Raw genomic sequence first — 24,096 nt, 5'->3', positions numbered from 1 at the left:
GCGGAAGGATCGGGAGATGAGCATTTCGGAGCGCTATCGCGACATCGTTGTCAACGTTGGGCTTTTCCTCGACCAGTCGCGCGAAGGGGCGATCGGGACCGGCAAAGAGAGCGTCCACGTGGAGAAGGCCCTGGTCACGCTGCGGGAGCTGGCGGAAAGCGTCGGCGAAATCCCCCGCATCCGCCTCGAAAATGATCTGACCCCGGTCCTGCTCAAGGCGCACGGGCAACTCGATCGCGCGCGCTTGCTGCTGGAAGAGGGGGGCGCCGAGGACGCCGGGGCGGCGGTCTGGGAGCTGGAACAGCAGATTTATCGGCTCCTCAACGATCTCTAGCTTCCCGTTCCGGTCAGGGCAATCGCCCGTTTCCAGCGTTCGAGAAGTTCCTGCCGCGGCCCTTCGTCCAGTTTGGGCAAAAACCGGCGCTCTTCCTGCCAGCAGGCCGCCAGTTCCTCCTCTCCCGACCAGATCCCGACCGCCAGACCGGCCAGCATGGCTGAACCGAGGGCCGTCGTCTCGAGCATCCGGGGGCGGATGACCGGCACCTGCAGCAGGTCGGCCTGCACTTGCAGCAGCAGGTTGTTGGCGGCGGCGCCGCCATCCACCTTGAGGGCGACCAGCGGCTCGCCGCGATCGCTCGCCATGGCGGTGACGAGGTCATGAATCTGCAGGGCGATTCCCTCCAGGGTGGCCCGGGCCAGGTGGGCGCGGCTGGTGCCGCGAGTGATGCCGGTTATCTGGCCGCGCGCCTCGCTCTTCCAGTGGGGGGCTCCGAGACCGGCCAGGGCCGGGACGAAGACCACGCCGCCGCTGTCCGGAACCGAAGCGGCGAGGGCCTCCACCTCTTCCGCCTGCTGGATGATGCCGAGGCCGTCGCGCAGCCACTGGACCGCGGCGCCGGCAATAAAGGCGCTCCCTTCGAGGGCATAGCAGCTGCGGTCGCCAATCTGCCAGGCGACGGTGGTCAACAGGCCGCTGTGGCTGGTCACCGGGCTGGCTCCGGTATTGGCGAGGATAAAGGCGCCGGTACCGTAGGTGCACTTGACCTCGCCGGGGGCAAAGCCGGCCTGGCCGAAGAGCGCGGCCTGCTGATCCCCGGCCATGCCGGCGACCGGGATGCCGTCGGGGAGAAAGTCGAGGCCGCGGGTGGTGCCGTAGACCTGGGAGGAAGGGCGGATTTCCGGTAGCAGAGCGGGGGGGATTTCGAGCAGCTCGGTGAGCTCCCGGTCCCAGGCGAGGCTTTTCAGATTCATCAGCAGGGTGCGCGAGGCGTTGCTGACGTCGGTGACGTGGACTTGGCCGCCGGTCAGGCGCCAGACCAGGAAACTGTCGACGGTGCCGAAGGCGAGCTTTCCGGACTCGGCGCGCTGGCGCAGGCCGGTCTCCTCCCGCAACCGCCAGGTCAGCTTGGTGCCGGCGAAGTAGGGATCGAAGACCAGGCCGGTCTTCTCGCGCAACAGCGGGCTCAGCCCACGGGCATCGAATTCCCGGCAGATCGCCGCGCTGCGCCGGTCCTGCCAGACGATCGCCGGCCCCACCGGGCGACCGTCGCTGCGTTCCCAGAGCAGGGTCGTTTCCCGCTGGTTGGTGATGCTGATGGCGGCGATCGATGCCAGCGCAACCCCGGTCTGTTCGAGCAGTCGGCGCACCGCCTGGCGCACCGAAAACCAGATCTCCTCCGGGTCGTGCTCGACCCAGCCGGGGCGGGGGAAGTGCTGCGGGAACTCGACATTGACCCGGCCGCCGACGGCGAGGTCCGGGCCGACCAGCAATGCGGTGGTGCCGGTGGTTCCCTGGTCGATGGCGAGAATCCAGGTGGGCATGCAAACCTCTGATATTAGAGAACGGGGGCACTTTGGCCCCATTATAAGGCCCCTGTCCGCGAGGTCAAGGTGGCATGGTTGTTGCTGGTTTTCGAGCCGGCCGCGCTGTCGCTCAGAAGCCGCCGGGAAAGGATGAAAAGATCGCCATGCACAAGAAACTTCGCAATATTTTTTATGAGGCCCGGGACCCGCAACTCTCCTGGGACGATATCGGTGGCTATGCCGATGTCAAGGAAACCCTCAAGGAGATGGTCTGCCTGCCGATCCGCAAGCCGGAACTGATCCTCAGCCACAACCTCGGCCTGCCTGCCGGGGTGATGCTCTGGGGACCTCTGGGAACCGGCATCACCATGCTGGCGGAGGCCTGCGCCCGGGAGGCCGGCGTCTCCTTTGTCTATATCTCCGGTCAGGAGATGCTCGGCAAGCACGAGGAGCTGGTCGAGGCCTTCGACACGGCGATCCACGAAGCCCCTTGCGTTCTCTTTATCTCCGATTGTGAATGGCTGGCGCCGCGGGCCGGCTGCGATTACCAGTGGAGCCCGGGCAACCTGCGGGCGGTGCCGCCGACCTTTGCCGACCGCGACCTGACCCGCCTCTTTATCGAGCAGGTCGACCGGATCAATCAGGTCAAGGGGGTGGCGCTGCTCGGTTCCTGCTACCGGATCGATACCGTCGACCAGGCGCTGATCAAGGAGAAAAAGCGCTTTAACCGCAAGGTCTTCGTGCATCCGCCCAACGCTGCCGATCGACGCGGCATGCTCGATATCTACCTCGACCGGATGCCGAACCTCGCCGCCGATATCGACCGCCAGGAACTTGCCGAGGCGAGCGAGGGCTTCGTCGGTTGGGACATCGAAAGCCTGACCAAGCGGGCGACGATCAACGCCATCAAGGAAGACGGCACGGTGGTGACCATGGCCCATTTCCGTAAGGCGCTCAAGGAAGTGCGGCCCTTTTTGACCCCGGACATGACGGCAAAGTACTGGGAAATCCGCAACACGGACTGCCCCCACCACTACGAATTCTGACGCCTCAGCGCAGCTCATTCAGGAGCTGTGCTGATCCCGGCCCTCTCCCGGACTGGTCGAATAATGGGAACTCTGCCTTCCGCCGAATGGTTTAACGAGATCTACCGGCGCCATGGCCATCGCTGCCCGATGAGTACCCTCGGTGGCCGCTTGGGCTGGGCCGCCATGCAGCGCTGCGTCGACCCGCACAGCAGCGGGTTGCGGGGGGTCTTTTTCCACGCCACCTGTGCGGTCGACGGCATCGCCGTGGCGACGGGCCTGAGCGTGGCGACCGGGACCCTGACCGTCCGTGATGTCGGTCGCCATACCCTGGTCCTGCGCGATCGCAGCCGCGACTGGGAGCTCGAACTCTCGCTGCGGCCCGCGGCCCTCGCCATTGCCGGCCGCTACCGCCGCCTGGATGCCGAGCTGGAGCGGCGCGCCGGGGCCTTGAGTGAAGCGGAGCGGCGCCAGCTGGAGGATGAACGTGCCCAGGTGCTGCAGGAGGTGCTGGAGGAGCTCTGGACGCTTCCTGACAGGGCGCTGCTGAAGATCGGAGGGGAAGGTTGATGGGCGGCTCGCTCCTCTCCCAGATCCTGCAGGTCGTGGCCGATGAAGTCGCCCGGATGTGGTGGTTTTTCCTCCTGGCAATTCTTCTCGTCGGCCTGATCAAGGGGTACCGTCTCGACCTGCGGATTCGTGACTCGATCCGGCGGGCCGGATCCTGGGGCGTGGTGTTCGCCGTTGCCGTCGGCATGGTCTCCCCGCTCTGCGCCTGCGGGATCCTGCCGGTGGTGATCTCGCTGGCGATGTTGCAGACTCCCCTGGCCCCGCTGATTGCCCTGCTGGTCACCTCGCCGGTGATGGGTCCGGATGCGCTGCTCCTGACCTGGCGCGGGCTGGGCAGCGAGTTCGCGCTGCTGAAACTGGGAGGGGCCGCGGTGCTCGGCCTCAGTGCCGGCTTCCTTGTGCAGTGGCTGGTCGGCAGCGGCTTTCTCGGTGGGGACCAGCTGCGCCTGCGCCCGGTCTACCGGCCCGACGGCAGCCTGGCGAGCGCTGCCGAAATTGGTGCCGCCGCTGGGGTCGCGGTCAAGACCATGACCATCGTGTCGCGCGCCAGCCGCCTGCGCTTTGTCCTCGATCGCACCCTGGACGCCGGGCTCTTCGTCGGCAAATATTTGCTCCTGGCAATCTTTCTCGAGGCGATCCTGGTTACGGTGGTGCCGGTCTCCTGGATCACCGTCCTCGCCGGGCAGCGCAGCTTCACCTCGGTGCTGGCGGCGGCGCTGGTCGGTCTTCCCCTGCCGACCAACCAGATCCCGATTATTCCGATCCTGGCCGGCCTGCTGGAGCGGGGGATGGATCGCGGTGCCGCCTTTACGTTGATGCTGGCCGGACCGGTCTCCAGCCTGCCGGCCATCATCGCCCTGTGGGCCATTTTCCGGCGCCGGGTGGTGCTGACCTACCTGGCGGTCAGCCTTACGGTGTCGCTGCTGCTTGGCTGGCTTTACCAACTGCTCAGCTGATGGACATCTGTCGTCTGCCGGGAGCGGAGGTGACGGAACTTCGCCAGGGCGGGGTGGGCGCGCTTTTTGCAGCCCCTTTCACTGATACTGGTCTCTGCCCGACAAGGGCGGTAGTTGTTGCGGAGAGTCCCAGGTCCGGCAATCCGGCCTGTTGACTTGCTCCGGCAGGTTGTTATAAATGAGAAGCCCGGTGGTGGTCGTGGCCACCCCGGCCCATATCCAGGAATCGTACAGTGGTCGTTTGACCGAGGTTACCGGTGAAAAGGAGAGGAATGATGGGTAAATTGACGTTGCGTGCCGTTTTGGTCGCCGCTGTTCTGGCTCTGGCTGTCAGCCCGGCCGTCGCCAAGGAGTTCTCCGATGTTTCGAACGCCGCCGGCGTGGCCGATGACGGGCTGGGCAAGGGGGTGGCGTTTGCCGACATCAACAACGACGGTTACGTCGATCTTTATGTCTCCAACAAGGGGGGCGCCAACAAGCTCTACCTGAACAACGCTGACGGCACCTTCAAGGATATTACCGCCAGCGCCGGCAAGGGGATCGATTACCCCGGCTTCGCCATGGGGAGCGTCTTCGGCGACTATGACAACGACGGCTGCCAGGACCTTTACCTCGCCACCGGCGGCCAGTACGAAATCGACGCCAACCGCCTCTTCAAGGGGAACTGCGACGGCACCTTCAGTGACGTCACCGACAAGGCCGGCGTTGGCCTCAAGGAGTTCACCTACGGGGCTTCCTTCGTCGACTACGACAACGACGGCTACCTCGACATCTACTGCGCCAACTACGGCGTCGGTGCCAAGAATATCCTCTTCCGCAACAACGGCGACGGCACCTTCAGCGACGTCACCGACGTCGCCGGCGTCGGCGACCGTTCCTGGAGCTGGATGGGCGTCTGGGCCGATGTCAACAACGACAACTTTCCCGACCTCTACGTCGTCAACGGCCGCTACCCGGTCGGCGAGCCGAATCGCCTCTATCTCAACAATGGCAACGGCACCTTCACCGAAATCTCCAAAAAGGCCGGGGTGGACGATGCCAACTGGGGCCTCGGCGCCAGCTTCGCCGACATCGACAACAACGGCACCCTCGATCTCTTCGTCTCCAACTATGTCGGTCCCAACAACCTCTATCTGAACGACGGCAAGGGGAACTTCACCAAGGCGAGCAGCCAGGTCAAAACCGACCACGAAGGCTGGGGCAAGGGCCCGACCTTTGGCGATATCGATCATGACGGCGATCTCGATCTCTACGAAGGGGACTGCAAGCTCGCCAACCAGCTCTACCTGAATGACGGCAAGGGGTACTTCACCAATGTTGCCGACCAGCAGCCGGTGCTCAAGTGTGAAACGGTCCGTACCAAGGGAACCGCCTTTGCTGATATCGACAACGACGGCGACCTCGATCTCTATGTCATCAACTGGGGGGCGCCCAACAAGCTCTATAAAAACAGCCAGGACGACAAGAACTTCCTCAAGGTCAAGCTGACCGGGACCCTCTCCAACCGCGATGCCTACGGTTCCAAGGTCAAGGTCTTCCCCGCCGGCAAGGAAAACCTTCTCGCCCTGCGCGAACTGCGCAGCGCCAACGGCTTCTGCGCCCAGGAGCCCCAGGTCCTCCATTTCGGCCTCGACGCGGCCAAAACCTACGATGTGGTCGCGGTCTTTCCGAGCGGCCAGGAGAGTCGTGTGACCGGGGTCAAGACCGGTCAGACCCTCGAAATCGTCGAGCCGTCCCTGACCAAGCCGAATATGCTCAGCCAGGCCGTCAAAAAGTAAGCGCAAACCTTTGCCTGCTCACCGGAGAGGGCTGCCTGGCAGCCCTCTCTTTTTTTGTCGCGGCTGCGGACCGGCGCTTGGAATACATCGTGCTAAGGGGTTCTGCCATGGGAAATCGAATTCTGCTCCTGTTGATTCCGCTCCTGCTCCTCTTCCCCGGTTGCCTTCCTGGCAAGCCGGCCGCCCCCCTGTCGTCGCCTCCAGCGGTCGTCACCGGCAAGGTCAGTGATCATCGCCAGCCGATAGCGGGGATCGAGGTGGCGGCCTATCCCGCCGCCGGCGGAACCCTGTCCGGCCCCGCCCCCTATGCTGCCGCACCCTCTTCCGAGGATGGCCGCTTCCAACTGGAGCTGCCGGCCGGGACCTACTACCTCCTGGCGCGCGGAGAGGGGTGGTTCTCCTATTACGGGCGCAACCCGGTCACCGTTCCCGAGCAGGGGCTTGCCGATCTCAATATCGGCCTGGTGGCGACCGCCTCGCCGCCAGCTCTCGCCGCCCCCTTTATCGACAGCGGGATCGCCGGCCAGGTCCTCTGGGACGGTCGCCCCCTGGCGGGCGCGATCATCTATGTCTATACCGATCTGACCAGCGACCTGAAGGGGATGGGGTACGTCATGGGTGGACCGACCGATGCGGACGGCTACTTCGAGGTCGCGGTGCCGGCCGGGACCTATTACGTGCTGGCGCGCAAGCGCAGCGGTGCCGCCAGCGTCGGCCCGCTGCGGGCCGGCGATTTTGCCGGCTACTTCCCGGGTAACCCGGTCCGGGTCGGGGCTGCCACCGTGGTCCCGCTGAGCGTGCCGATGCTGGTCGTCCCGGACAAGGTGAACGACCTGCAGGGGAGCCTCTTCGGCCAGACCAGCCTTAGTGGCCGGATTATCGACCGCCAGGGAGCGCCCGTCGCCGGCGTCCGCGCGGTCCTGTACAGCGACCCGCAGATGTTCAATCGCCCCCTCTACGTCTCCGCGCCGACCACCGCGGACGGCACCTACGTCCTCTCCTTTCCGAGTGGCGGGAGCTATTACCTGGCCGCGCGCAATACCCTCGGCGGAGCACCGGGACCCGGCGATCTTTATGGCACCTGGGACGGCAACCCGGACCACCTCCTCGAAGTGGCCGAAGGGGCCGCCTTGACCGGGCTCGATATCGTGGTGGAGGAGATGTGGTAGCGACCCGGCTCGGCGTTGGACTGCTGCTGTTCCTGCTCCCCTGGGGCTGCGCCTTGAAGGGCGCCCAGTCTCCCCGGCTGCTCCGCGACGTGGAGATCCGCAAGGATGCCGTCTGGGACGGCCGGGTAGTGATCGACGGCAGCGTCAAGGTCGACAAGGGGGTGACCCTGACGATCCGTCCCGGGACCGATATTGCCTTCGTGCGCCGCGATGCCGACGGTGATGGTCTCGGTGACGGGACCCTGGTGGTGGAGGGAGAACTGCTCGCCGTCGGCACCCGCGAGGAACCGATTCGTTTTCACAGCGCCGCCGCCAATCCCCGTCCCGGCGACTGGCTCGAAATCCGCAGCGACTTCTCCCGCAACCTGCAACTGCGCTATTGCGAGATCAGGGATTCGGCCTATACCCTGCACGCCCATTTCACCCGCGGCGTGATCGAGGACTGCACCATCCATGACAATATCGACGGCTGCCGCCTCGGCCAGGGGACTTTTGCCATTCGCAACTGCCTGATCGAGAAGAACTCCGGCAAGGGGATCAATTTCCGCAACTCCGATGTGGAGGTGTCCGGCAACATCATCCGCGACAACGGTTCGGGGATCTTCCTCTTCGAAACCGACCGGCCGGTGAGGATTCAGCGCAATAACCTCTATCGCAACCTCGAGAATTTCCGTCTCGGCGACTTTTTCAGCGGCGACGTAGCGCTTGCCGGCAACTGGTGGGGAACCGCGGATCCGCAAGCGGCGGCGGCGACCGTCTACGACCGGAAGCGCGATCCCGGCCTTGGCGTCGTCACGATCGATCCGGCGGCCGCGTGGATCACCGGCACCGGGCCGCGGGACGATTTGGCCGGCCTGACGCCGGCCTGGTCCTTTGCGACCAATGGCTTTGTCGACGCCGGCCCGGCCGTCGCCGGTGACCTGGTGCTGACCGCTTCCTGGGACGGATCGCTCCGGGCTTTCGACCAGCAGGGTGAGGTGCGCTGGGAAGTGGCGGTCGGCGACGTCGTTGACGCAACACCGGCGGGGGCCGGCGGACAGGTCTATTTTCAGAGCTGGGGGCGCCAGGTCTACGCCCTCTCTGCCGGGGACGGCGCCCTGGTCTGGCGCTTCGGCTACCCCCCCTCGCCGGCGGACGATCACCGCCAGGGCGGTATCCTGCCCCTCGGTGACCTCGTCCTGGTGCCGGCCTGGAACGGCAATCTCTATGCGCTCAACGCCGGGAACGGAGAGTTGCAGTGGAGCTTTTTTGCCGGTCTGCCACTGCGCGCGACCCCGGCCAGCGATGGCAGCCGGATTTTCCAGACCAGCGGCAGCGGTCGTCTCAGTGTTCTCGACCTCGCCGGTAACCTGCTCTGGCAACAGCAATTGCCGGCGCCGCTGCTCGCCGCTCCGGCGCTGACCCCGGAAGGCCCCGTTGTTCTTGACAAGGCCGGCCTTCTGGTCGCCTTTGCCGCCGATGGGAGCAAGCGCTGGCAGCGCGATCTTGGCGCCCCTTGCTACTACGGGGCGCCGGTCTACGCCGCCGGGGCCCTCTTCGTGCCGACCGCCGCCGGCGAGCTCTGGAAGCTCGACGCGGCCACCGGGGCCACCATCTGGCGCCTCTTTGGGGCGGGACCGATATACGCCACGCCGAAACTCTGGGATGGTCGCGTCTTCTTCGGGGACAATAACGGCCTGCTGCATGTGGTCGGAGCCGACAGCGGTGAACGTCTGGCGACCTATGCCGTCGGTGGCGAAATCCAGGGGACGCCCCTGCCGGTCGGGGGGCGGCTGATCTTCGGGTCCCGCGACCACCAGGTTCACGCCCTCTCCCTGCGGGGACGGGGTGAGGAGCAGTTGCGATGACGGTCCTTTCGCCACCGACCCGGCGCATCTACGCCGGGGTCTTTGTGTTGTGCCTGGCAACCCTGATGTATGAACTGGTCCTGACCCGGATCTTTTCCGTCCTCATGTGGTACCATTTTGCCTCCATGGCGATCTCCCTGGCCCTCTTCGGCATGGGGGTTTCGGCCCTGGTCGTCTATCTGCGTCCCGGCTGGTTCCCGCCGGAGCGAACCGGGCTTCTGACCGCCCGCTGGGCCGGCCTCTTTGCCCTCAGCGTCGCCCTCTTTTTTGCCCTTTTCGTCCTCTTCCGGCTGCAACCCCAGTTCGGCTTTCGCGTCCTGGCCTTCTTTCATCAACCCTTCTACCAGCCCTTCCAGCAAGGCTTTTATGATCGCGGCATTCCCGGCAGCCTCCTCGCCGTTCTCGCTGTTCTTTACCTGCTCACCGCCCTGCCGTTCTTCTGCAGCGGGCTGACTTTGACCCTGCTCCTTTCCCGGCATCTCCCCCAGATCAATCGCCTTTACTTCTGGGATCTGCTCGGCGCCGGCAGCGGGTGCCTGCTCATCATCCTGCTGCTCAAACTCCTCGGCGGGATTACCGCCATTCTCGCCATCGCCCTGTTCGGACTGCTCGCCGCCTGGCTGCTGCTGCCGCCGCAAGCCCCCCCGGTGCAGCGCTGGGGCGTGCTGGTCATCGGGGTGATCCTGGCCCTGGCCGGGGTCGGCAATGTCGTCAACGGTTACGCGGACATCCGCTTCGCCCGTGGCCGCTATGAACCGAACCTGCTCTGGAGTGCCTGGAACTCCTTCTCCCGGGTGGCGGTCTATCCCTCCCAGAGCCAGGAGATGGACCAGGCCTGGGGATTGTCGCGCACCTACCGCGGAAAGATTCCCGAGCAACTCGGCATGGTGGTCGACGATACCGGCTACACCACCATGTACCGCTGGGAAGGGGAGCGCACCCTCGACTTTTTCCGCGCCAACGTCATCGCTCTCCCCTATGCGCTCAAAAAAGCGCCGAGCGCTCTTGTTATCGGCCCTGGTGGCGGCAAGGACGTCCTCACCGCCCTGGCCATGGGCTCGCCCCAGGTCACCGCGGTGGAGGTGAACCCGCTGATCGTCCGCGCCGTCAACGAGGAATTCGCCCCCTTCACCGGGGCCCTTTACCGACGGCCGGAAGTTACCCTGGCGGTCGACGAAGGACGGAGCTTCGTCCGTCGCTCCCGGCAGCGTTACGACATTATCCAGGCCTCGGCGGTCTTCGGTCGCATGGCGCCGGCGGCCGGGGCCTTTACCCTGTCGGAAAACAATCTTTATACGGCCGAGGCTTTTCGTGATTACTGGGAGCATCTGCGCCCTGACGGGATTCTGACAATTTCCCGCTTCATTTTCGAACGGGAGACCCTGCGGCTGGTCTCCCTCGGGCTCAACCAGCTCAAGGCGGCAGGGGTGGCGGACCCGGGGGCGCATATCGCCGTGATCAAGGAGCGGGGCCTGGCCAATTTCATGCTCAAGCGCACCCCCTTCAGCCCCGCCGAGATCGCCCGGCTCCGGACCCTGGCTGCGGACCTGGAGTTCAGCGTGGTCTATCTCCCCGACCAGCGCGAGGGTAGTGGACCCTTTCCGCGCCTGATCGCCTCCGGCGGCAGTGAGGCCTTTTATCTGGAGTTCCCCTTCGATATCCGCCCGACCAGTGATGATCGCCCCTTTTTTTATTACATGTTCAAACCCATAGATTTCTTAAGGTTATTCACTTTTCCGCAGGAGAGTCAGTTCGAGGATCGTGCGGTTCTCACCCTGCGCAATCTGCTTTTGGTGGTGAGCGGCTTCGTCGCCCTCTTCCTGCTCCTCCCGCTCCTGGTATGGCGGCGCAGCCAGCTGCGGATGCCCGGGGCGTCGCGACGACTCTTCTATTTTGCCGCCCTCGGCCTCGGTTTCATGCTGGTGGAGATCGGGTTGATGCGGCGCTTTATTCTCTTCCTTGGCCCGCCGATTTATTCCCTGGCGGTAATCCTCTGCGCCCTCCTCTTTTTCTCGGGCATCGGCAGCCTGCTCGCCGACCGGGTAGTGCCGGGTCGTGAGCGCCGGGCGTTGAAGATAGTATTGTTGGCACTGGTTTTGCTGCTCAATATCTACATATTCGTTCTGCCGTCCCTTCTCGAGCCGCTGATGGGGCTCCCGGTCCTGGGGCGTTGCCTGCTCGCCGGGGTGCTTCTCATTCCCCTCGGCCTTTTGCTTGGCATGCCGCTCCCCCTCGGGATGCGGCACTTTCATCAGGATGGTTCAGCCGTCCCCTGGGCCTGGGGGGTGAACAGTGCCACCAGTGTTCTCGGAGCGCTGCTCGCGGTCGTGGCGGCCATGAACTTCGGCTTTACTCTGACCCTGCTTGGCGGAGAACTGATCTACCTGGCAGCGCTGGCGACGGTGCTGAGCGAGGGCAGGATCCGCCGAGGAATTTCTCGATGAAGCGATTCTGTTTTGCGGCCATCGGCCTGCTCCTGATTCTGTCTCTTAGCGGCTGCCCCAGGGGAGGCGAGAGCGGGCTGGAAGGGACCATCCTGTTCGGTGACCGGCCTCTGGCCGGTGCCCAGGTCGAGGTCTACCTCAAAGCGGAAAAAGATCGTGCCACTCTCCCCTTCAGCGTGGCCAGCACCGATGACGCAGGGCGTTATCGGCTCTCACTCCCCACCGGCCGCTACTTTGTGATCGCCAAGAAACGGGAGGAGGGGGGTGGGCACCCGCAGATGCTGATGGCCGAATGCCCGGCCAATCCCCTCGAGGTCGAAAACCAGATGCGCCAGGTGCCGGCTTTCAGCCTGCGCGAAATGGGCCGCGATGGTGCGCTGGTTGCTGATCCGGGGACCGTCCTGCGCGGCCGGGTTACGGCTGCCGGTTTGCCCCTCGCCCGCGCTTACGTCTATCTCTATACCGAATCTGCGGCGGGGCTGATGGGCCCCTCCTATGGTGAGGCGGTGCAGACGGAGGCCGATGGCCGGTTTCAGATCAAGGTACCGGCCGGCCGTTATTATCTGGCAGCGCGCAAGCGGGCCGACGGTTCCCGGCTCGGCGAGCCGAGTCCCGGCGATCTCAATGGCAGTTTCGCCGGCAATCCGGTCAGTGTGGCACACGGCCAGGAACTTGACCTCGGCGATTTCCCCCTCACCCCGGTCGATGCGGAACAGTTCCGGCAGCGTCACGCCGCCGGGAAATTCGCTGCCACTGCTACCGCTCTCAGCGGTCAAGCCGTTGACCAGGATGGCCATCCCCTTAAAGGGATCTATGTCTTCGCCTACCTCGACAGTCGCATGATCGGCAAACCGACCTATATCAGCGATCCGACCGGCAGCGACGGCCGCTTTAACCTCTACCTCGGCAGCGGTGGCAGTTATTTTGTCGGCGCCCGCAGCACTTTCGGCGGCCCCCTCGAGCCCGGGGAGTGGGTCGGGACCTTCGACGGTCGTCCCGACCACGGGGTCGACGTCGTTGCCGACCGGGAGCAGGATCTCGGTGCTCTGGTCCTGCGCGAGGTCTGGTGATGGGCCGGATTCTGTTGATTGCCCTGGCCTTGCTGATGCTTCCGACAGTCGGCCGTGCCGGCAGCCTCGTCGGCACGGTGCACTGGAGCGGTAGCGTGCAAATCGACGAAACGGTCCGGGTCGAGCCTGGTGCCGAACTGATCCTGGCCCCCGGCACCCGGGTGAATTTCCGTGGCGGACGGCTGGAAGTCGCCGGCCGGCTGGTTGCGGAGCAGGCCGTATTCGACGGGGACTGGGAGGGGGTCATGCTCAAGGGGTGCGACGGGACCACAATCCTGCGCAACTGCCGGATCAGTGGTGCCAGAACCGGGATCATGGCGATCGGTGGCAGTCCGCGCCTTGAAGAGCTGGAGCTGCGCGACAACGAGGTCGGCATGGAGCTGCGCCAGAAATGCGCGGCACGGGTGAGCGGCTGTCGCTTCGAGGGGAACCGCAAGGTCGGTCTTTTCATCAAGGACGAGGCGGTGCCGGAAGTCGAGGAGAACCTGTTTCGCAGCAACGGAAAATTCGGTGCCTATATCTTCCGCGCCAACCCTGCCGCCTTTCGCAAGAACCGTTTCGAGATGAATGCGACCGGCCTGATGGTGGCCAATTTCGGCAGCGATCCGCGGGTGGAAGGGAACCGCTTCGAGGGAAATACCATCGGGATCCTGGTGGACCGTGCCGCCCGGCCGCAGCTGGTCAGCAACGTCCTGACCGGCAACGATACCGGCATCCGCCTCTACCGGCGCTCCGACCCGGAGGTGGTCGGTAATCGACTGAAGGGGAACCGCATCGCGGTCTCTCTCGCTTATTCCTGCTATCCGCAGTTGCATGACAACGATTTTTCCGCCAATGCCACTGCCCTGCTTCTCGAATACCAATCGTCCCGCTGGGAGGCAGAAAAGGGGAGTGCAGCCCGGGCCGCCGAGGTGGCCGGGCGCGGCGCTTTCGGGCAGGCGCCGCGGGGAGAGGTGAGCGAGGAGCAGCGGCGCGCCCGGACTCTCGACGGCGTGGTCGATGCCAGGAACAACTGGTGGGGAGTGGCCGGAACCGCCGAACTGCAGCGGCTCGCTAGTGACGGCAATCCCACCTTCATTCAGGATGGCCGGGACACCCCGACCTTTACGGAAGGGGGGAAAGACTACCCCCTCGACCTGGTCCGCTTTGCCCCCTGGCGCAGCGCACCGGCGACGGAGCAACCATGATCCGGCTTTGGACACTACTGCTGCTGGTCGCCATTGTAACCCCGGTCTGGGCCGGATCCGGAATCCAGGGGCGGGTCGCCTGGCGCACCGAACTGGTCCCGGGGATCACGATTCGTGCCTACCGCAGCCTGAACGAGATGGCGGCCGACCGGCCGGTGGCGCAGGCGGCGGCAACGGCGCTCGACGGCACTTACCGCCTCGACCTCCCCCCCGGCAGTTACTTCCTTACTGCCCGGGATTTCACCGGCAAACCCCATCCCGGTGACCATTTCTGCTATTACAGCGGCAGCCCGGTCCAGGTGCGCGCCGAGGGCTATACCAATGTCGGCTTCAACCTGATCAAAATCCCGAGGGAGGCACCGCCCAAAAACGCCCCCTATACCGGCATCGAGGGGGATATCAGCTACCAGGGGGAGCCTCTGGAGCGGGTCTATCTCTATGTCTACAAGGACCCCGAGGATGGCTTCAAGGGACCCGGCTACACCATCCTGCCTGTCGAAAAGGGACATTTCCGCCTGCGCCTCCCGCCCGGGGACTATTGGCTGCTGGCCCGCAAGCGTGCCAAAGGGGGGCGCTTCGGCCCGATTGAGACCGGCGACTTTTTCAACGCCTACTACGGCAACCCGGTGCGTGTCGAGGCCGGTCAGGTCCGCGACATCCAGCTCGAAACCATCACCCGCCTCTCCATGCTCGAAGAGGGGCCGAAACTCCCCTTTCGTGGAGCTCGCGGAATAATTCTCGGGCCGGACGGCAAGCCTGCTGCCGGACTGCATGTCTTTGCCTACACCACGCCGGAGATGACCGGAACCCCCGATTATTTTTCCTCCCCGAGCGGGCCGGACGGTCGGTTCGAGCTCGCGCTGCCGGGAACCGGTCCCTACTACCTGCTTGCCCGGGAAGCCTTCGGTGGACCGGCGAGCGACGGCGAACTTTATGGGAAATACCAACAGCGCCCTGACCATTCGTTGACTCTGGATGGAGAAAAGGGCGCAGAGGAGATCATCATTCATGTGGAAAATGCTCTGCCTCGCTAGCCTGGTCTTCCTGCTGGCCCTGCTGCCGGCAATCCCGGCGGATGCCGCGACCCAGGTGCTGACAGGCGTCGTTCGCTGGCACGGCGAGGTCACCCTCGACGACCCGGTACGGGTGGAGCCGGGGGCGACTCTGGTTATTGCCGCCGGGACCGTCGTCCGCCCCGCCAACCCCGCGATTTGGATTTCGGTGGCGGGACAGCTTCAGGTGGCCGGCACCCGGCAGCAACCGGTGGTCTTTGCCTCCCCTCCCGGATGGCAGGGGATCGATCTGGCTGAACCGACCGGGCCGAGCAGCTTCGACTATGCCGAGTTCAGCGGTGCCGAGGCCGCCATCAAGAGCATCGCCGCCCACTTTAGCGTACGCAATTGCACCTTCCGCAATTGTGAAACGGCGATCCAATTGGTACGTGAATCGGATCCGCTGATTGAAAACTGCACCTTCGAAGGGAACGGGCTGGCAGTTGCCAACGAAATGAAATCGAACGCCACTATCCGCGGCAATCTCTTCCGCGGCCAGACCAAGTCCGCGATCATGGCCTCCCACAACAGCCGGGGGACCATCCAGAACAACCGATTTGAGCGGAATGTTCAGGGGATTGCCCTGCTGCAGCGCTACAACGACAGCGTGCTGGACAATACCTTTACCGACAACAAGCTGGCCATTTACTGCAACCAGACCCAGAATTCCCCGCAAATTTCCGGCAATACCTTTGCCCGCAATGAAATCGCGCTGGTCGATTTTTCCTTTGCCTATCCGGCGGTGGAGAACAATCTCTTCACCGACAACAAAACGGCAATTCACAACGACCAGTTCGGATCCCCGCTGGTTTCACATAACCTGTTTCAGGGAAACGATACGGCGATCTACAACAATCGCAAGTCGAACCCGGTGATCCGCAATAATCGGATCGAGAAGAGCGAACTCGCCATCTTCTGCGACTATTCCTCCTACCCGGAAGTCCGGAACAATAATTTTCTCGGTAATCGGGTAGCCGTAAAGCTCGGGATTTACCAGAGTGCCGACTGGGAAAAACGCTCCGGCTCCAAGAGCCTGATGGCCAAGCAGTCCGCCCAGGCCAAGAGTCAGAATCCCCTGCTGGCGAAAGCTCCGACCACCTTCCCGGATACGGTGGATGTCAGCGAAAACTGGTGGGGGGAAGATACCGCCCGCATGGAGCGGGACGGGACGGAGGCCAACCTGAAGATCTTTTACGACCGCAACGACCTGCCGACCGTGACCTACGAAGATTTTGGACCGGAAAGCTACACCCTCGACATTATCCGCTATGCGCCCTGGCTCACGGCGCCGGTGGTCGGAGTCGGGCCAGTCGAGGCAGGGCGGTGAAATACCTCCTGTTGGGTATCTTCTTGCTCTGGCCCGGGCTCGGCTGGGGGACGGCGGTTGACGGCCGGGTGGTTCTGGACGATCAGCCCCTGGCCGGGATGACGGTTACGGCCTATCGGGATCTCGACCCGAGCCTCACCCCGCTGGCGGTGAGCCCGCCTACCGCTGACGACGGCCTTTTCCACCTGGAGCTTCCTCCCGGCGATTATGCCCTCTTTGCGCGCAGCAGCGCCGGGGACTACTTCGCCTTCTGCGGACGCAACCCGCTGGCCGTTGGTAGCGAGCCGGTGTGGGCGGGCCTGCAGGCGGTGGCGGTGAGCCCGCCCACGACTACCCCCTACGACGATCCGTACAGCGCCGCGATCGTCGGCCAGGTACTGTATCGGGGCGAACCACTGGCGGATGCCTATGTCTCACTCTACCTGGACCCTGCCGAAGATCTCAAGGGGCAGGGTTACCGGATGGCGCCGCCGACCGGGAAAGACGGCGGGTTCGCATTCGATGGCCTGCCGGAGAGCAGTTATTACCTGGTGGTGCGCAAGCGCGCCAGTGGCGGCCGGGTCGGGCCGATCCTTGAGGGGGATTTCCTCGGCGTTTTTGCGGGCAATCCGATCGAGGCCCGGGCCGGCCGGACGCTGCGGGTTGTACTGCCGGTGATCATGAAGGTCAAGGGGAACAGCGCCAATGAGACCTTCGGCCACAGCGGCGGACCGCTGCTGAGTGGCAGGGTCCTCGATCGGGAAGGCCGGCCGGTGGCTGGCGTCCACGTCTTTGCCTATACCGACCGGGTGATCGGGCACCAGCGGCCGGCGGCGGTTTCTCCTCCCACCGCGGCGGATGGCGCCTACGCGCTCCAACTCGCCGGCGCCGGCACCTATTATGTCGGAGCGCGCCAGGAATACGGCGACTCTCCCGCCCCCGGTGAGCTCTTCGGCATGTATGAAGGCCGTGCCGACCACGGGATCGAGGTCACAGCGGGGGAGACCCGCGAAGGGCTAAATATCCGGGTCGAACCGATTGCCCTGCAATAATCCAAGGAGGTTCCTGTGGCAGACAAAAAAGCAGCTGCGGTAAAACTGGAAATCCAGCTCGATGACGAGACGGCCCAGGGGGTCTACTCCAACCTGGCGCTGGTCAACCACACCGAAACCGAGTTCACCATCGATTTCATTTATGTCCAGCCGCAGCTGCCCAAAGCCAAGGTGCGCAGCCGGATTATTACCTCACCGCGCCACCTAAGGCGGCTGATCGGTGCGCTGCAGGAAAATCTGCGGCGCTATGAAGAGCAGCATGGACCGGTGGCAACCGAGGCGCCGCCGGCAGTCGATGATGCCCACTATCATTAGCCGACTCGGGATCCCCTTTCTCCTTCTGATGTTTTTGACAGGGTGTCTCGGGCCGCGCCCGGTCCTGGAATTGGGGGACGCCGTCATCAGCGGGACGGAGCGCTGGAGTGGTGAAGTTCGCATCCGTGGCGTGGTCACCGTCCGCAAGGAAGGCGCTCTGGAAATTACCCCGGGAACGCGAGTGGTATTCCTCCCCTACGATATGGACCAGGATGGGATCGGGGACAGCGAGCTGCGGGTCGAGGGGGCTCTCAGTGCGGTCGGCACCGCGCGGCACCCGATCCTCTTCACCAGCGGTGCGGCCCGGCCGGCGCCGGCCGACTGGAAATTCATCTATTGCGACTTTGCCCGCAGCGCCGAGCTGGAGCATATCATTTCGGAATATGCCTACAGCGGTGTTCAGGTCCATTTTTGCAAGGCCCGCATCGTAAACTCGGAGTTCCGTTACAATGTCGACGGCGTGCGTTTCTCCACGGTCAACATCGAAGTGGCCGGCAATGATATTCACCACAATACCTACGGGATTCGCTATGAAGAACGGCGTTCGACCGGCACGGTCCACCACAACCGGATCGATGCCAACGATGTCGGTATTTTTGCCGTCACCCGCTGTGCCAACGGGGTGCAGTTCCGTGACAACGACCTTGCCGGCAATCGCAGTTATCATGTTAAACTGGGCGCCGAGCAGCGCCAGGATCTGAGTTTCCCCCGCAACTGGTGGGGAGCAACCGACCCGGCGGCTATCGCCGCCCGCTTCTTCGATCGTCGTTACGATGCTACACTGGGCGCGGTGACGGCTCCCGACCCATTGGCCGCCCCGGCCGGTCTTTCCTGGTAAATTTCTGCAACAAGGAGTTATCCATGCCGCAAAAGATTCTTCGTTCCCTGCTTCTGTTTCTGACCCTCGCCCTGGCGGTCTCTTTGACGGTCCCGGTCCCGTCGGCCCAAGGCTGTGTCGGCAAGACCCTGGTGATCGCTTCAACGGGGACGGTTCAGCAGGACCTTCTCGCCGAAATCATCGCCCTGCTGATCGGCGAGCGGACCGGCACCACCGTCAAGGTGATCCGCGTCGCCTCCCCGCAGGCCGCGCACGAGGCCTTACTCAAGGCCGAACTCGACATCTCGGTCGAATATACCGGCGCTGGACAGCTGAACGTCCTCCACGGAGAGGCGATCGCCGATCCGAAAGCCTTGTTCGAGGTGGTCAAGACCCGTTACAACCAGGATCTCAACCTGATCTGGCTGCAGCCCTTCGGTTTTGACGAGCCGGGCGCCGTGACGACCGCCATCCCCGCCGAAGCGGCGCCGGTGGTGCGCAAGGATACCCTGAAAAAGTTTCCGGCCCTGACCCGACTGATCAACAAGCTGGGGGGGACCATTGACGGTGCCACCATGAAGCGGCTTGAGGCACAGGCCGCCTCCGGCAAGGTCCGCGAGGTGGCGCGCAGTTTCCTCAAGGATAATCGGCTGATCTGATGCACAGTCTCTCCAGCAACCGTCCTGTCGACCGGGACCGGCGGCGCTTCATTCGCGCCCTGCTGCAGACGACGGCCTGCGGCCTGGCCGCCGGCGCCGTGCCGATTCTGACCCTGCGCCCGGTCAACGCCCTGGCCGGCTCTCCGGCGCCTGAACTGGCGGTGCGGCGCGGCAGCGATATCCCGACCCTGGTGCGGGAAACGCTGGGGGCCCTTGGCGGAATCGGCCACTTTGTCAAGGCGGGGGAGACGGTGGTCCTCAAGCCGAATATCGGCTGGGATCGCACTGTCGAACTGGCTGCCAATACCCACCCCCTGGTGGTGAAGACCGTCGCCGAGCTTTGCCTGGAAGCCGGCGCCCGGCAGGTCACGGTGTTCGATCGCACCTGCAATGATCCACGTCGCTGCTATGTGGAGAGCGGCATCCAGACCGCCATCGAGAGCCTCGCTTCCGACCGGGTGCGGATCGAACATATCGATCGCCGCGCCTTTCAGGAGATCGACATCGAGAAGGGGGTACACCTCTCTCGCTGGTCCTTTTACCGACCAGCGCTGGAAGCTGATCGTCTCATCAACCTGCCGATTGCCAAGCACCATTCGATCTCCACCGTGACCCTGGGGATGAAGAACCTGATGGGGGTACTGGGCGGCAATCGCGGCCAATTGCATCGCGATATTGCCGAAGCCCTGGTCGACATCAACTGCGTGGTGCATGCCGATCTGACCCTGATCGATGCCACCCGGGTTCTGGTTGCCAATGGTCCCCAGGGGGGGCGGCTGGAGGATGTCAGGGTTCTTGACACCCTGGTCGCTTCGGCGGATATCGTCGCCGCCGACGCCTTTGGTGCCACTCTGCTCGGCCGGCGCCCGGAGGAGATTGCCACCATCGTCGCCGCAGCACAGCGGGGGCTCGGGGTGATGGACCTCAAACAGGTAAAGATGGTTTAGCCCCATCTCCCGGTCTCGACAGCGGCGCCGGACCCTCGCTGGTGCTGACGGGAGGAAACGCTGAAATTTTCCCGGTCAAGGGGGCGAAAGCCGAGTAGCGTGCCACGAAAAATTCCTCTCCATAAAATTCGCATCCTGGTGCAGATTCTCGCCCTGTGCGGCGTCCTCTGGCTCTTTGTCCAGACCGAGTACCGGGGCCAGGACCTGCTCCCCTATCCGGTCGGCCTTTTGTTTCGTCTCGATCCGCTGGCCGCGCTGGCGGTAGCCTTTGCCCCCGGCTCCTTCGTCTGGGGCCTGCTCTGGCCGGCCCTGCTGCTGGTCGCGCTGACCGTCCTGTTCGGCCGGTTTTTCTGCGGCTGGCTCTGCCCCCTGGGAACCTCCCTCGACGGTCTCGGCCGGCTGGTCGGTCGCGGCGGCGGACCGGTGCGCCCGGCCTGGCGGCGGGTCAAGTTCTACCTCCTGCTGCTGTTGCTGATGGCGGCCCTGGGCGGGCTCCAGGTGATCGGCCTGTTCGACCCGCTCGCCATCTTCCTGCGCACCCTGACCCTCGCCATCTATCCGGCCGTCAACCTGGTCGCCAACGCCCTTTTCGACTTTTTCTATTCCCATCGGGTCCCCCTGGTCTCCTCCGGTCTCGATGCAATCTATCCATTTTCACGGGACCATATCCTGGCGTTTCATCCCCCGGCCTTTCGCCTGGCCCTCTTCACCTGCCTGGTCTTTTTCGCCATTCTGCTGCTGGAGAAAGTGGAGCGGCGCTTCTGGTGCAAAAACCTCTGCCCCCTTGGCGCCCTGCTCGGAATCTGCAGCCGCTATGCGCTGCTGCAGCGTACTCCCTCCGGCCTCTGTCCCGACTGCCGCGTCTGCAGCAATGCCTGTCGTAGTGGGGCGGTCAGCGGAAAGGGTTGGCGTCAGGAGGAGTGTCTGGTCTGTTTCGATTGCGAGGATTACTGCCCGGAGACCCGGGTCAATTTCGGTTTTCGGCGGCCGCCTGAAGGGGGCGAGATCGACCTGAAGCGGCGCGGAATTCTGACCTCCCTGGCGGCCGGTGCGATCCTGGCTCCGGTCAGTAGGGTGGCCCCGGCGCTGGATCGGCAACATTCCTTCCTGCTACGCCCCCCCGGGGCCCGGGCCGAGCAGGAGTTTCTGCAACGCTGTATCCGCTGCGGCGAGTGCATGAAGGTCTGCATTGGCGGCGCCCTCCATCCGGCCCTGTTCGAGGCCGGCGGCGCGGGACTCTGGTCGCCGCTGGTGGTGCCGCGTATCGGCTACTGCGAATACAATTGCACCCTGTGCGGTCAGGTCTGTCCGACCGGGGCTATCGAATTCCTGCCGCTGGAGAAGAAGCGCAAGACGGTGATCGGTATCGCCGTCTTCGACAAGGACCGCTGCCTTCCCTTTGCCCGTGGCGAGGAATGTCTGGTCTGCGAGGAACACTGCCCAACCGGAGAAAAAGCGATTGTCTTCACGGAGCGGCAGGTGCTGGTCGGCAGTGAGCCGCGGCTTTTGAAGTTGCCGCGGGTAGTTAAGGAGCGCTGTATCGGCTGTGGCATCTGCGAAACTCGCTGCCCCCTTGACGGGCGCAGCGCCATCCGCGTTGTCAATGAAGCGGAGAGTCGCAAACCCCGGGATTTTCTGGCTTGAGGGGATGTGTGGGGAGAAGGATGCTGTTACTGACGCTCTGGTTCGGGCTGCTGTCCGGGAGTGTCGGCGCCGGCAGCGATGTCCGGTCCATCGACGATTTCGAGCACGGCCTCGCGCCGGGCTGGAGGCAGAAATCCTTCGCCGGCGAAACGAGCTACCGGGTGGTGGCCGACGGGGGCGGACATGTCCTCGCCGCCGACAGCCGCGCCGCCGCCTCGGGTCTGGTCTACAAGATCGAGTACGATCCCCAGAACTGGCCGGTCCTCGCCTGGCGCTGGAAGGTGGAGAAGGTGCTCGCTGCCGGCGACGCCCGCCACAAGGGCGGCGACGACTATCCGGCGCGGCTTTACGTCGTCTTCCCGAGCTGGTTCTTTCCGAAAACCAGGTCTCTCAACTACATCTGGGCCAACAAGCTTCCCAAGGAAGCCCTCCTGCCCAACCCCTTTACCGCCAATGCGATGATGATTGCCGTTGAGAGCGGACCGGAGCGCGTCGGCGAGTGGGTGGAAGAGCGGCGCAACGTCGTCGCCGACTACCGCCGCGCCTTCGGCAGCGATCCCCCGGCGGTCGGCGCGATTGCCCTGATGACCGATACCGACAACACCGGTGATGCGGTCCGGGCCTGGTACGACGATATCCGCCTCGCGCGGGAGTGAGGCGATGGCCGCTGCAACAGGAAAGGGGCGTCCCCGCCGGGACGCCCCTTTCCTGTCAGGTCAAAATTTGGCGACGCTTCAGCCGCCGCTCTTTTTGGCGCTCCAGCCGCGGCTGAGCAGCTCCGCCAGCAGCAGTTCGCGCTGGTCACCCTGGATCTCGATTACCCCATCCCTGACCGTCCCGCCGCACCCGCAGCGCTTTTTCAGTTCCGAGGCGAGCTTGTCCAATCCCGCCTCATCGAGGGGGAGTCCGGAGATGGTGGTCACCCCCTTCCCCTTGCGCCCCTTGGTTTCGCGACCGACCCGGACCGCGCCATTCCCCCGGGGGGGCTCCGGGGTGCGGGAGCAGCTGCAGGCCGCAGCGGGTTTTTCGCAGGCGGGGCAGATCCGTCCCTGCTCACTGCTGTAGACGAGCCTTGAATTGGTTTTGGATGATTTCATGACGTCTCTTCGCGGGACGACGTATCTCCCGGCAGATCCTCGAAGAAAAAATCGAGTCCCTTTCCGGCCGTTGACCACCCTTTGAAAAGGCCGAGCCGCTGGATGGAGTCGATCGCCAGCGTCGAGGGGTCCTGGCGCCCGTTGAGCAGGTCATTGACCAGCCGGGGATCGCGGACCAGGCTGCGCAGGGCGAGGACGCCGGCCTCCTCGGGGCTGTTGGCACGGACGATCCGGGTCGCCCGGAACCCCATCTTGCGCGGCTCGCCGTCGTAGGGGAGGAGATAGTTGTGGCCGGTGAGCTGGACGCAGAATTTTTTCATCGATCCGACCAGAGGGTTGTGGGGGGCATCCGGAACCAGTATCAGGGGGCGAAGGGGACGGGGAGGGAGTCGGTTCCGTTACCGGCAGCCTGCAGGCGATTGCGCCCGGAGTCTTTGGCCTGGTAGAGCGCATGATCGGCCACCCGGATCAGATCCTCGTCGCTGCCAATGCCGGGGGCCGGGAAGACCGCCGCCCCGAGGCTCACCGTCAGTTCCAGGTCGACGAGGGGGCCGGGAAAGGCCTGACCGGCTACCGCCAACCGAATCCGCTCTCCGACCCTGACCGCTTCGTCGAGACCGGTCTCGGGAAGGACCAGGCTGAATTCCTCGCCGCCAAAGCGGGCCGCGAGGTCGTAGGGGCGCAGGTGGCGGCGCAGGATTCCGGCCACCGTCGTCAGCACTGCGTCCCCCTGCTGGTGGCCGTAGCGGTCGTTGACCTGTTTGAAGTGGTCGATATCCACCATCAGCAGCGACAGGGGCGCGCCGTTGCGCTGGCTGCGGCGGAATTCCCGTTCCAGGGTACTCATCAGGGTGCGGCGATTGGCGAGCCCGGTCAGCGGGTCGGTGGCGGCCAGCTCCTTCAGGCGCAGGTTGCTTTCCCGCAGGCTGTCCTGGAGGGTCTTGATTTTGAGCTGGACCTTGACCCGGGCGAGGAGCTCACCCGGATTGAAGGGCTTGGTGACGTAGTCGCTGGCGCCCTGGCCCAGCAGGCGGACTTTTGCTTCCTGATCCTCGTGGCCGGTGAGCATGATGACCGGCAGGTTGGCCAGCTCCTGGCGTCCGGCGAGCAGCTGCAGGAACTTGCCGCCGTCCAGGCCCGGCATTTCGAGATCGCAGAGGATAATGTCCGCCGGCCGGTCGAGGAGTTGCTTGAATCCCTCCAGGCCATCGGCAGCCTCGCGGAACTCGCAAAAAAGCCCTGTCGGTTCGATGATCTCGCGCACCTGGAGCCGGGAGGTTCGGGAATCATCGATGATCAGGATCGAATGTCTCATGATTTTCGTTGGGCCGCTACTGGGTCAGAATGCTGCGGTGCGG

General features: G+C 64.4%; 23 protein-coding genes. 19 read left to right on the top strand and 4 right to left on the bottom strand.

From position 1 onward, the window contains the following. Positions 1-16: 16 nt before the first annotated feature. Entirely contained in the window at positions 17-334 is a 318-nt protein-coding gene (locus ACYQ8E_RS08380; RefSeq protein WP_066728262.1) for a hypothetical protein, read from the top strand. Here the strand turns inward: ACYQ8E_RS08380 and glpK are convergent. Beyond that, entirely contained in the window at positions 331-1,821 is a 1,491-nt protein-coding gene (gene glpK, locus ACYQ8E_RS08375) for a glycerol kinase GlpK (protein ID WP_066728260.1), read from the bottom strand. The two genes, ACYQ8E_RS08380 and glpK, sit on opposite strands and share 4 nt — an antisense overlap. Before the next feature lie 146 nt (positions 1,822-1,967). Here glpK and ACYQ8E_RS08370 point away from each other — a divergent pair, with 146 nt between their 5' ends. From ACYQ8E_RS08370 to ACYQ8E_RS08285, 18 genes are all read left to right on the top strand, one after another. Further along, a complete protein-coding gene (locus tag ACYQ8E_RS08370) occupies positions 1,968-2,849 on the top strand; it encodes an AAA family ATPase (RefSeq protein ID WP_197463649.1) in 882 nt (293 codons plus the stop codon). Between the two features lie 63 nt (positions 2,850-2,912). Then, positions 2,913-3,398: an FmdE family protein gene (locus ACYQ8E_RS08365; RefSeq protein WP_066728256.1), complete on the top strand. Its 486-nt coding sequence runs from the start codon at positions 2,913-2,915 to the stop codon at positions 3,396-3,398. After that, positions 3,398-4,354 carry a permease gene (locus ACYQ8E_RS08360; RefSeq protein WP_066728254.1) on the top strand — a complete coding sequence of 319 codons (957 nt, stop codon included), beginning with the start codon at positions 3,398-3,400 and terminating at the stop codon, positions 4,352-4,354. The genes ACYQ8E_RS08365 and ACYQ8E_RS08360 overlap by 1 nt, the downstream gene beginning before the upstream one ends. A 272-nt stretch (positions 4,355-4,626) precedes the next feature. After that, the gene (locus ACYQ8E_RS08355) at positions 4,627-6,132 is read left to right on the top strand and encodes a CRTAC1 family protein (RefSeq protein ID WP_082820367.1); all 1,506 of its coding nucleotides are present in this window, start codon (positions 4,627-4,629) and stop codon (positions 6,130-6,132) included. A gap of 107 nt (positions 6,133-6,239) precedes the next feature. Beyond that, entirely contained in the window at positions 6,240-7,301 is a 1,062-nt protein-coding gene (locus ACYQ8E_RS08350; RefSeq protein ID WP_066728250.1) for a carboxypeptidase regulatory-like domain-containing protein, read from the top strand. Then, on the top strand, positions 7,295-9,148 hold the full coding sequence (locus ACYQ8E_RS08345; protein ID WP_066728248.1) for an outer membrane protein assembly factor BamB family protein: 1,854 nt from the start codon (positions 7,295-7,297) through the stop codon (positions 9,146-9,148). Before ACYQ8E_RS08350 ends, ACYQ8E_RS08345 begins: the two co-directional genes overlap by 7 nt. Continuing rightward, positions 9,145-11,592, top strand: a complete 2,448-nt coding sequence (locus tag ACYQ8E_RS08340) for a spermidine synthase family protein (RefSeq protein ID WP_066728246.1) — start codon at positions 9,145-9,147, stop codon at positions 11,590-11,592. The genes ACYQ8E_RS08345 and ACYQ8E_RS08340 overlap by 4 nt, the downstream gene beginning before the upstream one ends. Further along, entirely contained in the window at positions 11,589-12,662 is a 1,074-nt protein-coding gene (locus ACYQ8E_RS08335; protein ID WP_066728244.1) for an MSCRAMM family protein, read from the top strand. The genes ACYQ8E_RS08340 and ACYQ8E_RS08335 overlap by 4 nt, the downstream gene beginning before the upstream one ends. Then, entirely contained in the window at positions 12,662-13,849 is a 1,188-nt protein-coding gene (locus ACYQ8E_RS08330) for a right-handed parallel beta-helix repeat-containing protein (protein ID WP_066728242.1), read from the top strand. The genes ACYQ8E_RS08335 and ACYQ8E_RS08330 overlap by 1 nt, the downstream gene beginning before the upstream one ends. Then, on the top strand, positions 13,846-14,883 hold the full coding sequence (locus ACYQ8E_RS08325; RefSeq protein ID WP_066728240.1) for a carboxypeptidase-like regulatory domain-containing protein: 1,038 nt from the start codon (positions 13,846-13,848) through the stop codon (positions 14,881-14,883). Before ACYQ8E_RS08330 ends, ACYQ8E_RS08325 begins: the two co-directional genes overlap by 4 nt. Next, a complete protein-coding gene (locus ACYQ8E_RS08320; protein ID WP_197463647.1) occupies positions 14,858-16,228 on the top strand; it encodes a right-handed parallel beta-helix repeat-containing protein in 1,371 nt (456 codons plus the stop codon). Before ACYQ8E_RS08325 ends, ACYQ8E_RS08320 begins: the two co-directional genes overlap by 26 nt. Continuing rightward, a complete protein-coding gene (locus ACYQ8E_RS08315) occupies positions 16,225-17,259 on the top strand; it encodes a hypothetical protein (RefSeq protein ID WP_066728238.1) in 1,035 nt (344 codons plus the stop codon). The genes ACYQ8E_RS08320 and ACYQ8E_RS08315 overlap by 4 nt, the downstream gene beginning before the upstream one ends. A gap of 15 nt (positions 17,260-17,274) precedes the next feature. Continuing rightward, the gene (locus tag ACYQ8E_RS08310; protein ID WP_066728237.1) at positions 17,275-17,574 is read left to right on the top strand and encodes a DUF3467 domain-containing protein; all 300 of its coding nucleotides are present in this window, start codon (positions 17,275-17,277) and stop codon (positions 17,572-17,574) included. Then, positions 17,558-18,412, top strand: a complete 855-nt coding sequence (locus ACYQ8E_RS08305) for a right-handed parallel beta-helix repeat-containing protein (protein WP_197463646.1) — start codon at positions 17,558-17,560, stop codon at positions 18,410-18,412. The genes ACYQ8E_RS08310 and ACYQ8E_RS08305 overlap by 17 nt, the downstream gene beginning before the upstream one ends. 23 nt (positions 18,413-18,435) lie before the next feature. Beyond that, positions 18,436-19,050, top strand: coding sequence for a glycine betaine ABC transporter substrate-binding protein (locus tag ACYQ8E_RS08300; RefSeq protein WP_066728234.1), 615 nt, complete (start codon positions 18,436-18,438; stop codon positions 19,048-19,050). After that, positions 19,050-19,997: a DUF362 domain-containing protein gene (locus tag ACYQ8E_RS08295; protein ID WP_066728232.1), complete on the top strand. Its 948-nt coding sequence runs from the start codon at positions 19,050-19,052 to the stop codon at positions 19,995-19,997. Before ACYQ8E_RS08300 ends, ACYQ8E_RS08295 begins: the two co-directional genes overlap by 1 nt. A gap of 99 nt (positions 19,998-20,096) precedes the next feature. Then, on the top strand, positions 20,097-21,641 hold the full coding sequence (locus ACYQ8E_RS08290; RefSeq protein ID WP_066728230.1) for a 4Fe-4S binding protein: 1,545 nt from the start codon (positions 20,097-20,099) through the stop codon (positions 21,639-21,641). 20 nt (positions 21,642-21,661) lie between these two features. Further along, positions 21,662-22,297 (top strand): DUF3047 domain-containing protein, encoded by a 636-nt coding sequence (locus ACYQ8E_RS08285; RefSeq protein WP_066728228.1) that lies wholly within the window; start codon positions 21,662-21,664, stop codon positions 22,295-22,297. Positions 22,298-22,375: 78 nt separating this feature from the next. On the opposite strand, the gene ACYQ8E_RS08280 is transcribed toward ACYQ8E_RS08285, so the two are convergent. The 3 genes from ACYQ8E_RS08280 to ACYQ8E_RS08270 are packed head-to-tail and all read right to left on the bottom strand — an operon-like array spanning position 22,376 to position 24,053. Beyond that, entirely contained in the window at positions 22,376-22,738 is a 363-nt protein-coding gene (locus tag ACYQ8E_RS08280) for a translation initiation factor Sui1 (RefSeq protein ID WP_066728226.1), read from the bottom strand. Further along, a complete protein-coding gene (locus ACYQ8E_RS08275) occupies positions 22,735-23,058 on the bottom strand; it encodes a hypothetical protein (protein WP_066728224.1) in 324 nt (107 codons plus the stop codon). The genes ACYQ8E_RS08280 and ACYQ8E_RS08275 overlap by 4 nt, the downstream gene beginning before the upstream one ends. A gap of 41 nt (positions 23,059-23,099) precedes the next feature. Next, positions 23,100-24,053 (bottom strand): diguanylate cyclase, encoded by a 954-nt coding sequence (locus tag ACYQ8E_RS08270; RefSeq protein ID WP_066728221.1) that lies wholly within the window; start codon positions 24,051-24,053, stop codon positions 23,100-23,102. Positions 24,054-24,096 lie beyond the last annotated feature (43 nt).

Source organism: Desulfuromonas carbonis (assembly GCF_054658035.1).
The sequence above is the reverse complement of the archived record's forward strand: the minus strand, read 5'-3'. Positions and strand labels throughout refer to the sequence as shown.

Excerpts from the sequence above, each read along its gene's own strand:
- ACYQ8E_RS08380 (WP_066728262.1), top strand. The coding sequence starts at position 17 with ATGAGCATTTCGGAGCGCTATCGCGACATCGTTGTCAACGTTGGGCTT.
- glpK (WP_066728260.1), bottom strand. The coding sequence starts at position 1,821 with ATGCCCACCTGGATTCTCGCCATCGACCAGGGAACCACCGGCACCACC.
- ACYQ8E_RS08370 (WP_197463649.1), top strand. The coding sequence starts at position 1,968 with ATGCACAAGAAACTTCGCAATATTTTTTATGAGGCCCGGGACCCGCAA.
- ACYQ8E_RS08365 (WP_066728256.1), top strand. The coding sequence starts at position 2,913 with ATGGGAACTCTGCCTTCCGCCGAATGGTTTAACGAGATCTACCGGCGC.
- ACYQ8E_RS08360 (WP_066728254.1), top strand. The coding sequence starts at position 3,398 with ATGGGCGGCTCGCTCCTCTCCCAGATCCTGCAGGTCGTGGCCGATGAA.
- ACYQ8E_RS08355 (WP_082820367.1), top strand. The coding sequence starts at position 4,627 with ATGATGGGTAAATTGACGTTGCGTGCCGTTTTGGTCGCCGCTGTTCTG.
- ACYQ8E_RS08350 (WP_066728250.1), top strand. The coding sequence starts at position 6,240 with ATGGGAAATCGAATTCTGCTCCTGTTGATTCCGCTCCTGCTCCTCTTC.
- ACYQ8E_RS08340 (WP_066728246.1), top strand. The coding sequence starts at position 9,145 with ATGACGGTCCTTTCGCCACCGACCCGGCGCATCTACGCCGGGGTCTTT.
- ACYQ8E_RS08335 (WP_066728244.1), top strand. The coding sequence starts at position 11,589 with ATGAAGCGATTCTGTTTTGCGGCCATCGGCCTGCTCCTGATTCTGTCT.
- ACYQ8E_RS08330 (WP_066728242.1), top strand. The coding sequence starts at position 12,662 with ATGGGCCGGATTCTGTTGATTGCCCTGGCCTTGCTGATGCTTCCGACA.
- ACYQ8E_RS08325 (WP_066728240.1), top strand. The coding sequence starts at position 13,846 with ATGATCCGGCTTTGGACACTACTGCTGCTGGTCGCCATTGTAACCCCG.
- ACYQ8E_RS08320 (WP_197463647.1), top strand. The coding sequence starts at position 14,858 with ATGTGGAAAATGCTCTGCCTCGCTAGCCTGGTCTTCCTGCTGGCCCTG.
- ACYQ8E_RS08305 (WP_197463646.1), top strand. The coding sequence starts at position 17,558 with ATGCCCACTATCATTAGCCGACTCGGGATCCCCTTTCTCCTTCTGATG.
- ACYQ8E_RS08300 (WP_066728234.1), top strand. The coding sequence starts at position 18,436 with ATGCCGCAAAAGATTCTTCGTTCCCTGCTTCTGTTTCTGACCCTCGCC.
- ACYQ8E_RS08295 (WP_066728232.1), top strand. The coding sequence starts at position 19,050 with ATGCACAGTCTCTCCAGCAACCGTCCTGTCGACCGGGACCGGCGGCGC.
- ACYQ8E_RS08285 (WP_066728228.1), top strand. The coding sequence starts at position 21,662 with ATGCTGTTACTGACGCTCTGGTTCGGGCTGCTGTCCGGGAGTGTCGGC.
- ACYQ8E_RS08280 (WP_066728226.1), bottom strand. The coding sequence starts at position 22,738 with ATGAAATCATCCAAAACCAATTCAAGGCTCGTCTACAGCAGTGAGCAG.
- ACYQ8E_RS08275 (WP_066728224.1), bottom strand. The coding sequence starts at position 23,058 with ATGAAAAAATTCTGCGTCCAGCTCACCGGCCACAACTATCTCCTCCCC.
- ACYQ8E_RS08270 (WP_066728221.1), bottom strand. The coding sequence starts at position 24,053 with ATGAGACATTCGATCCTGATCATCGATGATTCCCGAACCTCCCGGCTC.